At 50.3% G+C, this 11,435-nt stretch carries 8 protein-coding genes and 1 rRNA gene; 1 reads left to right on the top strand and 8 read right to left on the bottom strand.

Going from position 1 to position 11,435, the window contains the following annotated elements; genetic code table 11:
* The 6 genes from CCE92_RS05725 to pruA all read right to left on the bottom strand — a co-directional run.
* Window positions 1-109 (bottom strand): 16S ribosomal RNA (locus tag CCE92_RS05725); the annotation flags it as partial.
* A gap of 335 nt (window positions 110-444) precedes the next feature.
* Window positions 445-1,347 (bottom strand): DMT family transporter, encoded by a 903-nt coding sequence (locus CCE92_RS05720; protein ID WP_088006564.1) that lies wholly within the window; start codon window positions 1,345-1,347, stop codon window positions 445-447.
* 160 nt (window positions 1,348-1,507) lie between these two features.
* Window positions 1,508-2,671: an iron-containing alcohol dehydrogenase gene (locus CCE92_RS05715; RefSeq protein WP_088006563.1), complete on the bottom strand. Its 1,164-nt coding sequence runs from the start codon at window positions 2,669-2,671 to the stop codon at window positions 1,508-1,510.
* 95 nt (window positions 2,672-2,766) lie between these two features.
* The gene (locus CCE92_RS05710; RefSeq protein ID WP_088006562.1) at window positions 2,767-4,011 is read right to left on the bottom strand and encodes a Glu/Leu/Phe/Val family dehydrogenase; all 1,245 of its coding nucleotides are present in this window, start codon (window positions 4,009-4,011) and stop codon (window positions 2,767-2,769) included.
* 80 nt (window positions 4,012-4,091) lie between these two features.
* The gene (locus CCE92_RS05705; protein WP_088006561.1) at window positions 4,092-5,288 is read right to left on the bottom strand and encodes an ornithine--oxo-acid transaminase; all 1,197 of its coding nucleotides are present in this window, start codon (window positions 5,286-5,288) and stop codon (window positions 4,092-4,094) included.
* A gap of 51 nt (window positions 5,289-5,339) precedes the next feature.
* Entirely contained in the window at window positions 5,340-6,884 is a 1,545-nt protein-coding gene (gene pruA, locus CCE92_RS05700; protein WP_088006560.1) for an L-glutamate gamma-semialdehyde dehydrogenase, read from the bottom strand.
* Between the two features lie 144 nt (window positions 6,885-7,028).
* Between pruA and CCE92_RS05695 the strand changes: the two genes are divergently transcribed.
* The gene (locus CCE92_RS05695; protein ID WP_088006559.1) at window positions 7,029-8,348 is read left to right on the top strand and encodes a sigma 54-interacting transcriptional regulator; all 1,320 of its coding nucleotides are present in this window, start codon (window positions 7,029-7,031) and stop codon (window positions 8,346-8,348) included.
* Window positions 8,349-8,358: 10 nt separating this feature from the next.
* Here CCE92_RS05695 and yugI read toward each other — a convergent pair whose 3' ends face one another.
* The gene (gene yugI, locus CCE92_RS05690) at window positions 8,359-8,733 is read right to left on the bottom strand and encodes a S1 domain-containing post-transcriptional regulator GSP13 (RefSeq protein WP_088006558.1); all 375 of its coding nucleotides are present in this window, start codon (window positions 8,731-8,733) and stop codon (window positions 8,359-8,361) included.
* Between the two features lie 91 nt (window positions 8,734-8,824).
* A complete protein-coding gene (locus CCE92_RS05685) occupies window positions 8,825-11,434 on the bottom strand; it encodes an RNA polymerase sigma factor (protein WP_088006557.1) in 2,610 nt (869 codons plus the stop codon).
* Between the last annotated feature and the right edge of the window lies 1 nt (window position 11,435).

Genomic DNA, 11,435 nt, shown 5'->3' with positions numbered 1-11,435 from the left:
TCCGCCAGCTGAAGTTCCGGAAGCAAGCTTCCGGGAACCTCCGCTCGACTTGCATGTATTAGGCACGCCGCCAGCGTTCGTCCTGAGCCAGGATCAAACTCTCCGATAAGAGAGCCATTTGGCTCTTGCTGGCGCGGCGCGCTCCACGGGGTGGAGCGCCGCCGCTTCCCGGTCACCCAAAGGGGCCGGGGCCGTTCATTGTATTTCTCAGCGTTTTGCTGTTCAGTTTTCAAGGTTCAGAAGGTGCTGCGTCGTTTGCAGCAACTTTATCAATATAGCACGCCACTGCTATAGAAGTCAAATAGAAATTTTTATTTCCATTCGTCATTTCAGCGACTTGAATATTGTACCTCGCTACATCAGTATCAGTCAATCATTTTTTGATTGGAATTCAACTTGCTGTTTTAAGGACATGTATTACTATAACTTCCTTCGAAGAAAAAATCAAGCCCTTCTCTGTAAAAAGAGCTTTTTGATTTTCTTCAGATCCGTCACGAACAATCCGATGCCCGCCAGCACGATGATCCCTCCCACGATTTGCGAAAGCGACAGCGTTTCCCCGAACACCCAGTATGCAAGAAGAGAAGCACCTACCGGCTCAAAAAGGATTGCAATTGAAATGACATTCGTGCTCACCCATTTAAGCGACCAATTAAATAATGTATGCCCCAACAGATTCGGCACGATTGCCAGCAGAAGAAACAGAAACCATTCCGTCGCAGGGTACGGACCGAATGATTCACCTTTAAAAAGAACATAGAAGAAAAGGGTGACCGTGCTCATTGAATAAACGACAAAGGTATACGTCACCAAGGAAAGACGCTTCCGGACATCCTGCCCAAAAAGCAAGTAGGCGGTGATAAGTGCACAAGCGGCAAGCGCAAGAAAATCACCGTACAGTGCGATGCCGCTCACCCGGAAATCTCCGTACCCGATTACAATACTTCCGGCTATGGCGATCAGTCCGGATAAGATCGTCTTCCAGGACAGCCGCTCTTTGAAAAAGAAGTAAGTTCCCGCGAACGCAAACAGCGGCTGAAGTGTGACCAGCACGGTCGAACTTGCTACAGATGTATAGTTCAACGATTCAAACCAAAGAATAAAGTGGAAGGCGAGAAAAAATCCAGCGATGATCGAGAAGATCCAGTCCCGCCTGCTGAGCCGCTTTACTTCCTGCATGTACTTAATAAAGAAAACCGGACTCATGATCAGAATGGAAAACAGCAGCCGGTAAAAGGCGATGACTCCGGCGTCTGCATGAGACAACTTGACGAAAATAGCTGACAGAGAAACAGAAACAACTCCGACAGCGATAGGTATGTAAGGATTGATCTTCGGTTCGTTCACGGCTGCACCTCTGTAAGTTCTCTAAAATTCAATAAGTTTCCGGCAAAACTGCCCCACTTCCTAGTGTGGCATGCCGGCATCTTCGATTCAATAGTTCGTTGACATTTCTCTTTTTACTCCACAAAAAAACCAGGCAGCAAGGTGCCCGGTTTCCGAAAAATTATAATGAAGCAGTCAGGATCTTCTTGACATCAGTTTCTTTGAGTCTTGCGAAGTTCCCGAACTCCCCTCTCGCCATTGCTTTCTCTGTAATAAGATCGATTTTGGAATCGTCAATGTCGTAGTCTTTCAGTTGTTCCGGAGCTCCGATGGATGACCAAAACTCCCGGAGGCGTTCTATCCCTTCAAACGCCACGTCTTCCGATGTTTTATTTTCCGGATCGACATCAAAGACCCGGACAGCCAGCTGGGCGAAACGATCGGGATTCACTTTGACATTATAGCGCATCCATTCCGGGAACAGAATGGCCAGCCCTCCGGCATGCGGGATGTCATAAACCGCAGAAACAGCATGTTCCACGTTATGAGTTCCCCAGTCGCCGTTGTAGCCCATCTGAAGGAAGTTGTTAAGGCCCATCGTACCGGCAAAGAGAATAGTTTCGCGATACTCGTAGTTGTCCAAGTCTTCTACGAGCTTCGGCGCCGTTTCGATCACCGCCCGCAGCACACCTTCACACATCCGGTCCTGGACAGGTGTATTGGTCGCATTGTGGAAATATTGTTCGAATATATGGGACATCATATCCACGATGCCGTAAACCGTCTGATCGCGAGGGACGGTCAGTGTATAGGTCGGATCGAGAATTGAAAACTTAGGAAATGAATACGGGCTTCCCCATCCGTACTTTTCCTGAGTCTCTTCGTTCGTGATAACCGATCCCGCATTCATTTCGGATCCTGTAGCAGCCAGCGTCAGTACCGTACCGAACGGGAGACCGTCCTTCGGAACCGCTTTCCGGATGACAATATCCCAAGCGTCTCCGTCGTACTTGGCGCCGTTCGATATCAGTTTCGCGCAGTCGATGACTGATCCGCCGCCTACCGCCAAGATCGAATCGATGCCTTCTTTCTTGCAGATATCGATCCCTTTCCGGGCAGTCGAGATCCGCGGGTTCGGTTCCACCCCCGAAAGTTCAAACACTTCCAGTTCCGCTTCTTTCAGGACATTCATCACTTCATCGTACAGTCCGTTTTTCTTGATGCTGCCGCCGCCATACACGACAAGCACTTTGTTTCCGTATTGCGGCAGTTCAGATTTCACTTTCTCCAGCTGACCTTTGCCGAAGATCAGCTTGACAGGATTGTAAAAAGAAAATGCATTCATTCCAACGTCCTCCTTTTCTTCTCTCGTCCATTATGTCGGTCTTCTTTTCTGAATGCAAAAGAACCGTCCGGCATTCACCGGACGGTTCTTCATTTTTATACCCAGCCTCGGAATCTTGCTGCTTCAGCCGTCCTGCGGGCTCCGACCATATAGGCTGCGAGCCGCATATCGATGTTCCGGGTGTTCGAAACGGTATAGATGTTTTCAAATGCCTCTGTCATTTTCTTCAGCAATTTCTCACTGACCTCTTCTTCCGTCCAGTAGTATCCCTGGTTGTTCTGAACCCATTCAAAGTAAGAGACAGTCACACCGCCCGCACTTGCGAGCACGTCCGGCACGAGAAGGATGCCCCGGTCAGCCAAAATTTTAGTTGCCGCTGATGTGGTCGGCCCATTCGCCGCTTCCACAACGATCGACGCCTTGATGTCATGGGCGTTTTCTTCGGTGATCTGATTCGAAATCGCTGCCGGCACAAGGATATCACAATCGAGCTCAAGCAGTTCCTTATTGCTGATGGTGTCTTCGAACAGTGTGGTCACAGTGCCGAAGCTGTCCCGGCGATCGAGGAGGTAATCGATATCCAGACCATCCGGATCATGCAGTGCACCGTAGGCGTCGGAAATTCCGATCACTTTGGCTCCCGCATCATGCAGGAACTTGGCCAGGAAACTGCCCGCGTTGCCGAATCCCTGGATAACGACGCGAGAACCTTTTACATCCAGTCCCCGTTTTTTCGCCGCTTCATTGATACAAATGGTCACGCCTTGCGCAGTCGCTTTGTCGCGGCCTTGAGATCCGCCAAGCACGAGCGGCTTCCCTGTGATGAAGCCCGGCGAATTGAATTCATCAATCCGGCTGTATTCATCCATCATCCATGCCATAATTTGGGAGTTAGTAAAGACATCCGGTGCCGGAATATCTTTGTTCGGGCCGACGACCTGGCTGATGGCACGGACATAGCCCCGGCTCAGCCGTTCAATTTCATGCATGGACATTTCCCGGGGATCGCAGATGATTCCGCCTTTCCCTCCGCCATACGGCAGATCGACGATTCCGCATTTCAGGGTCATCCAGATGGAGAGCGCTTTGACTTCTTCCCGGCTGACTTCCGGATGAAAGCGCACTCCGCCTTTCGTCGGTCCGACCGCATCGTTGTGCTGAGCACGGAAACCCGTAAATACTTTTACAGAACCGTCATCCATCCGGACAGGAATCCGGACTTCGATCATGCGGAGCGGTTCTTTCAGCAGTTCAAACACTGCCTCGTCGTATCCAAGTTTGTCGAGCGCTTCTTTGACAATTCCCTGAGTCGACGTGAACAGATTCAAATTTTCAGTCATTGGTTTGATTCGCCTCTTTGTATAGTAGTTATCATTCCGCACTCAATTGTAACACAGGTGCAGTCGGATGTGGCCAGTCATTATTGTTCCGAAAAGACTTTTTGGATACGCTCGATCGCCCAGTCAAGATCCTCTTGTGAAATGATGAGCGGTGGCGCAAATCGGATTACTGTGTCATGCGTCTCTTTACACAGCAGACCCAGTTCTTTTAATTTTTCACAGTATGGGCGTGCAGGTTCATTCAGTTCAACACCGATGAACATTCCACGGCCACGCACTTCTTTTATCGACGGATGGTCGATTTCTTTAAGTTTACCCATGAAATATTCCCCTAGCTCCTGCGATCGGTCTGCCAGCTTTTCATCGACCAGCACTTCCATGGAAGCGACTGATACGGCGCAGGCCAGCGGATTTCCGCCGAACGTCGAACCGTGCGATCCCGGATTAAAAACACCGAGCACTTCTTTATCGGCTACTACACAGGAAATCGGAAACACTCCGCCTCCTAGCGCTTTCCCTAGGATGTACATATCAGGTTTGACGTCTTCCCAGTCACAAGCGAACATTTTTCCGGTCCGGCCAAGGCCTGCCTGAATCTCATCAGCGATGAACAGGACATTGTTTTCCCGGCAGATTTCACGCGCTTCTTTCAGGAACCCTTCCGGCGGAATGATGATTCCCGCTTCTCCCTGAATCGGCTCGAACAGGAAAGCAGCTGTGTTCGGTGTAATCGCTTCACGAAGCGCATTTGCATCTCCGTAAGGAACAAGCTTGATCCCCGGCAGCATTGGGCCGAATCCTCTGCGGTATTCCTCCTCGGATGAAAGTGAAACCGCTGTCATTGTGCGGCCGTGGAAGTTGCCGTTACAGGCAATGATCTCCGCTTTCCCTTCCTCGACTCCTTTTACATCATATGCCCAGCGGCGGGATGCTTTCACAGCTGTTTCTACCGCTTCAGCGCCTGTGTTCATCGGGAGCGCCATTTCTTTGCCTGCGATTTTACAGACCATCTCATACCAAGGTCCCAGCTGATCATTATGGAAAGCGCGTGAAGTGAGGGTTACGCGGTCCGCCTGATCTTTCAGCGCCTGAATGATTTTAGGATGGCGGTGGCCTTGGTTCACTGCCGAATAAGCCGACAGCATATCCATGAATTTATTGCCTTCAGGGTCTTTCACCCAAACTCCTTCAGCTTCCGAGATAACAATCGGCAGCGGATGGTAATTATTCGCTCCGTACCGTTGTGTCTGTTCAATGACGTCATGCGTTTTCACCATTTTGAGTTCCTCCTTTTTTAAAAAAGGCAGACTGACGTCTGCCTTTTCAGCTTAAAACATTTCAGAAGTGGTTTTTGCCTGCATATGGAGCTGCAGATAGTCAGGACCGCCCGCTTTAGAGTCAGTACCGGACATATTGAATCCGCCGAACGGCTGGTATCCGACAATCGCGCCTGTGCAATTCCGGTTGAAGTACAGGTTTCCGACATGGAAATTTTCACGTGCATACTCCTGGTTTTCACGATCGCTCGTGATTACACCGCCTGTCAGGCCGTATTCTGTATTATTCGCGATATCGATCGCTTCTTTGAAGTCTTTCGCTTTCGTGATGCCAAGGACCGGCCCGAAGATTTCGTCCTGCATGATTTCCGCTTTCGGGTCCACATCGCTGAATGCTGTCGGCTGGATGAAGTAACCGGTAGAGTCATCGCTGTCCCCGCCAGCAATCAGCTTGCCCTCTTTTTTGCCGACTTCGATGTAGCTTGTGATTTTCTTGAATGCCCCTGCATCGATGACAGGTCCCATGTAGTTGCCGTAATCAGCCGGATCTCCGACGGTCAGTTCTTTCGTCAGTTCCGCTACACGTTCCACTACTTTGTCGTACATATCTTCTACAATCACTGCACGTGAACCAGCAGAACATTTTTGGCCGCTGAATCCGAATGCGGAAACGACGATGGACTGAGCCGCCAGTTCGACGTCCACATCACTGTCGACCACCATTGTATCTTTACCGCCCATTTCAGCGATGACGCGTTTGATCCAGATCTGCCCTTCATTGACTTTGGCAGCGCGTTCGACGATGCGGAGTCCTACTGCACGGGAACCAGTGAACGAAATGAAGCGTGTGCGCGGATGGTCCACAAGGTAGTCGCCGACTTCAGCACCTGGTCCGGGAACGAAGTTGATGACGCCTGCCGGCATACCTGCTTCTTCCAGGACCTCCATGAATTTATATGCTACAACCGGTGTATTGGAGGATGGTTTCAGGACCACTGTGTTTCCGGTCACCATCGCAGCCACTGTCGTTCCTGCCATGATTGCGAATGCGAAATTCCACGGCGGGATGACAACACCGACACCAAGCGGGATGTAGGAGTAGCGGTTGAATTCACCAGGACGGCTTTCAACAGGCTGACCTTCCGCCAATTTCAGCATTTGACGAGCATAGTATTCCATGAAGTCGATCGCTTCCGCAGTATCGGCATCCGCTTCTTTCCATGGCTTGCCCCCCTCATACGTCAGCAGAGCCGAGAATTCATGCTTACGGCGGCGAGTGATCGCTGCTGCCTTGAACAGGACATCCGCCCGGACCGCCGGATCCACTTTGCTCCAAGTTTTGAACGTCTCATCAGCAGACTTCATAGCGCGTTCCGCCAGCTCTTTGGTCGCTTTTGAAACGCGGCCGACTACTTCATCTTTTTTCGCCGGGTTGTATGAAACGATCTTGTCGTCAGTCGTCACACGTTCTCCGCCGATGATCAAGGGATAATCCTGGCCAAGGTAACCTTTCACTTGCTTCAGCGCTTCTTCATACGCCTTGCGGTTTTCTTCCACTGTGAAATCCGTAAATGGCTCATGTTTGTAGGCAATCATGGAAATCCTCCTCTGTGTTTAAATGGGTAAGTGCAAAAAAAATTTGCAGTTACTTCGTGTTTACATTTATAATGATGCAAAAGATTATTGCTTTTTTCAAGTATTTTTAATTAAAAAATTGAACTTTTTAATGAGGTGAACGGCTTGCAGCGCAATGAAGAGCATTTGACGCCTTTTTATGAGTATGCGATTGACCGGGCAGAAGTCGGCATCCACGCCATTGACGCGCAGGGTAAAACGGTGATCTACAATAAGAAAATGAAACAGATCGAAGGACTGGAATTGGCTGATCTCGCCGACCGTTCCCTTCTTGAATTGTTCAAGTTCGGTCAGGAGAACAGCACGCTTCTGCGCGTTCTTCAAAAAGGCGAACCGATTTTGAATGTCAAGCAGACATACTGGAATCAAAAAGGCCAGGAAATAACAACAATCAATGATACTTACCCCATTTTCGAGAACGATAACCTGATTGGAGCGATTGAATTATCCAGGGATGTCACGAAATTGGAGCGGGCTGTGCACCAGCCGCTGAAAAAGCATGAAGGACCAGCCACGCTGGCCGGCATGACCGCTGAGTCCCCGAGCATGAAGCGAGTGATCGACACCGCGAAAAAAGCGGCAATAGCCCGGCTCCCGGTCCTTCTCATCGGTGAATCGGGAACCGGGAAGGAATTCGTCGCAGAAGCGATCCACGAGGAGTCTTCCGGTCCCGGCCAGTTCTATACGCTTTATTGCCACAGTGCTGATAAAGAACTGATCCGGGAACTCGAAACCGAACTGTCCTCCCTTGAAGAAGGCACTGTGTTCGCAGAGCGGATCGACCTGCTGCCGGCCGGACTTCAGCCGGAACTGCTGTCAGTCCTGGAAAAACATCGGTCGGACAGCATTTATTTTATTGCCAGCGTCGGCGGAGATCCGGTGGACCTGATTGCCTCGGAATCGCTGATGAAGGACCTGTACTACTTTTTTTCATCCATCACCATCCAGATTGAACCGCTCAGGGAAAGGAAAGAGGATATTTGTTCTTTCGCAGAATCGTATTTTGAAAAACATCGTCTCCAGTATGGTTCCGCATTCAGCGGATTGAGTGAAGAGGTGAAAGACCTCTTCCGGAATTATGATTGGCCGGGAAATTTGAAAGAGCTTGAGCTGCTCCTTGACGAAATTTCATCTGTCTCGACGTCCGAGGAGCTTGTGACAGCCGATATTCTGCCGAAACACTTCCTCCAGCGGATCAGAGCGGAAGGCGAGCGGAAACCCGAAGATTTCATCATTTTATCCAAACAGGAGCTGGTTCCGCTTGATATGTACCTTCAGGAGGCGGAAATGTATTATTTGCAGAAAGCTCTGGAGCTCCATAACGGAAACGTCACTAAAGCAGCTGAAGCCTTGGGGATGAGCCGGCAAAATCTCCAGTACAGACTCCGGAAAATACGGAAAAACGGGACCAGACACGATGTCTGATCCCGTTTTTTTATTGGCCTGATTTTCTGATCCATTCCTGCATCTTATCGCGCAGGGAATTGAAGCCTTCTGAATCGCGTTCATCCACTTTCGACTGAAGAGACTGGCGCTGTCCGCCGTCTTTGCGCGGCGCAGGCGGCTTCTCTTGTGTCGCGCGGATCGAGAGGCTGATTTTATTGGATTTTTCATCCACTTCCAGTACTTTTACGTTCACTTCCTGGCCGACAGCCAAGTAGTCACTCACTTCTTTTACGTAGCCATACGTAATCTCGGAAATGTGGACTAACCCTTGTGTTTCGTCGTCCAGTGCAACAAATGCCCCATACGGCTGAATGCCAGTCACTTTTCCGACGACGACATCCCCCGTCTGATATTGTTTTTTCATGTTTACCCGCTCCTAGTCTGCTATTATTTTCTATACGCTTTTTCGCATCTCCGTATTATAGCATAACCCTTCAGGTGCGGTAAAATCATTATCAGTAATTCGGGACCAAGTACCAAGCCCCATCGATCCGGAGCATCAGCATATGCTCAGCAGTGCCCTGGGCATCTTCCATTGCATAGCCGAAAAGAACACTTACTGCAGGCACTTCCTGCCCCGGGTGCCTTTCCGACATGATTTGGATTCCTTCAATGGCTGAAGGTGTCTGGACTTTCATCTCCAAATGGTTCTTTACTTCTTCAGCTGCCGGTTTCGGTCTGTAGAAATCGGTGTAGAGATCGCGCATGACTTCAATATCTTTCGCTTCGCTTGCTGCTAAATAAAGGCTGACTGTCTCCAGCGGCCCTAGCCCTTTCAGGAATTCAGCTGAACGGTTTGACCGGTAGGCGGCATACAGTTCCTTTGCCCGGTTCCAGAATACCTCTTTTTTTGCGTCTTCTTCCATCATTTCTCTTTTATAGTACACGTATTCCAGTTTCCAGACCCCGTCTCCGTCTGTTTTCAACACGGGTCCCGGCCGGTAGAATATAGGATGCGGAGGTTCCGCAGTTGAAGCTGAAGGGTGGACATACACGTTCCGTCCTTGGCGCTGTTTCATGCTGTCATTGAACTCGATCCAATCGTATCTCTCCGCAAAAGGTTTTTCTTGTTCCCACCCTTTGATGAATTCCGCCAGATCCGGCTTCAGCGGGTGACCTGCCAGTAAATGCCAAATCATTTCCGCATCCCCTGCCTGATTGGCATACTCGTACAGCAAGTAGACATTCATAGCTGTAACACCTTTCAAGTGCTCCTCACTGTAATCCTTTGAATACGTTTTATAGAGGCTTTCAACCCGGCGGAGCGGTTCTTTTTCCGGTATGATGCTGAGAAGTTCATTTCCTGTTTTCATATCGCCTCCCGGCAGAAGTGATGCCAATTCTCCTTTTCGGTCCATTTCGACTGCTGCAGCTATATGGTCGAAACGGAGACTTTCATAGGCGGCGGAAGCAGTCCATCCGCTCGCTTCCATTTCTTCGACGATGGGCAGCATAATATAAACAATGGGATTATAATAGCTTCTTTCAAGCAGCTGTTTCCAGAGTATACGGATATCTTTACGCACCTCGCCGGTTTCTGTGAAGACGGGATCTTCTTCGGTGCCGTGCAGCAGCATCCATAGCAGGACGGAAAACACCGTCTCAGCTTTTTTATACAGCGGCGAATCGGTCCCGGCCATGGACAGGGAGTAGCCGATGTTCGACAGCATGAACTGGACTTGTTCTTCGCTGTGCAGCAAGCCGGTTTCATCATAAAAAGGCTCCATCGCCAAAAGTTCGATGTACAGATGATCGTCTCCGCTGAAAACAGGACCTGCCGTATTTTGGAGCTCTGCCATGTTTCGTCTGACCATAAATCGCTCTTCGTTCGGATGTTCCAGCACAAGAAGCATCTGTTCATTGAGTGAATTGACAAGCCTTGCCACTTCCGGCGGGAGTTCAGCAAGTTTGGCATACAGCAGTTCTTTCGACAGCGCTCCGTCGATTTTCAATTCCTTCAATTCTTCCTTGTGCTTTGAAAGGATGGCATCTGCTCTGTACATCAGCTCATCCGTCTTTTTAGCGAAGTCCTCCAGGAATGTACCGGTCTCCGCCCCTGTCAGCGGAAAGCGCTGCAGGGACATCGCCATTTCTTTCGGGAGCATGACTTGGCGGAGGACGGTACGGAAACGGCGTTCCGCTTCTTTAGGTGCCTGGCGGTATTTTTCGAGCGTCTTTCCGTTAATCACTTTTTTCAACGCTTCGTCTGCCCGCTTGACGTACCTGAAATTCCGGTAGTCCTCCGGCAGGACACCAATCGTCTGAGCAGCTTCTGCAAGCACCATCTCGTATTCAGCGCTCCAGCTTTCAAGGTCAGCCTGTGTCAACATTTCCTCCGTTCCTTCGGCGCTGCTCTCTGGACGAGGCGGATCTTGCCGGTAGGCGAATGATAGACCGATCGCGCCGGTCATCAGCAGGCCGGCCGCGGCTGCAGCAGCTGCAGACCGCTTGCTGATGCCGGATGTTTTCTCGGGCACCTGCATCGGATCTTGTGCCGGCTGCTCCTCTTCCTCTTCCAGAACTTCTTCATTTAGCCGGAAATTCAGTCTTCCGTAAGACCGATTCAGCAATCGGAGCCGTTGGTCGATTGACTGGTCTTGAAATTCCGGACGATCCGCTAAAAGCTTGTGCGCGTTCTTCGCCCTTTCAGCGGCTTGTCCGGCAGAAAGCTCCAGAATCTCCGCTGCACACTGATCATCCATTTCCTCAAAGTCCAGCAAAATCAGCGGCAGTCGCCACTTGGCATCAAGGGCCGTTATGGCGTCATGCATCTCACGGTCTTCTTCAAATGGGATGAGATGATCTTCCTGAGCCCGTTTTCCACGTGAGGGCAGGCGGGCAACCGCATTTCTGTAAAGAAGAATCTCCGGATTTAAGCTCCCTGACTTCAGCAGAATTTCCCTGACATGCCGGAAAACAGCCGACGTGTACTGCGGGACAGCCGCCGCCGGAATTCCATTCTGGTACCCGAAGCGTGCGATATCTGATTGTTTCAAGGTTCGCCACTCGTTAAAAGCGGCCTGTTCCTGAAGAGCGGCTCTCGTTGCCGGTTCCTTTCCATCCATG

It is taken from the genome of Indiicoccus explosivorum (assembly GCF_002167005.1).
GTDB lineage: Bacteria > Bacillota > Bacilli > Bacillales_A > Planococcaceae > Indiicoccus > Indiicoccus explosivorum.
This window is presented reverse-complemented; position numbering and strand designations above follow the sequence as displayed.

Excerpts from the sequence above, each read along its gene's own strand:
- CCE92_RS05715 (WP_088006563.1), bottom strand. The coding sequence starts at position 2,671 with ATGAATGCATTTTCTTTTTACAATCCTGTCAAGCTGATCTTCGGCAAA.
- CCE92_RS05710 (WP_088006562.1), bottom strand. The coding sequence starts at position 4,011 with ATGACTGAAAATTTGAATCTGTTCACGTCGACTCAGGGAATTGTCAAA.
- CCE92_RS05705 (WP_088006561.1), bottom strand. The coding sequence starts at position 5,288 with ATGGTGAAAACGCATGACGTCATTGAACAGACACAACGGTACGGAGCG.
- pruA (WP_088006560.1), bottom strand. The coding sequence starts at position 6,884 with ATGATTGCCTACAAACATGAGCCATTTACGGATTTCACAGTGGAAGAA.
- yugI (WP_088006558.1), bottom strand. The coding sequence starts at position 8,733 with ATGAAAAAACAATATCAGACGGGGGATGTCGTCGTCGGAAAAGTGACT.
- CCE92_RS05685 (WP_088006557.1), bottom strand. The coding sequence starts at position 11,434 with ATGGATGGAAAGGAACCGGCAACGAGAGCCGCTCTTCAGGAACAGGCC.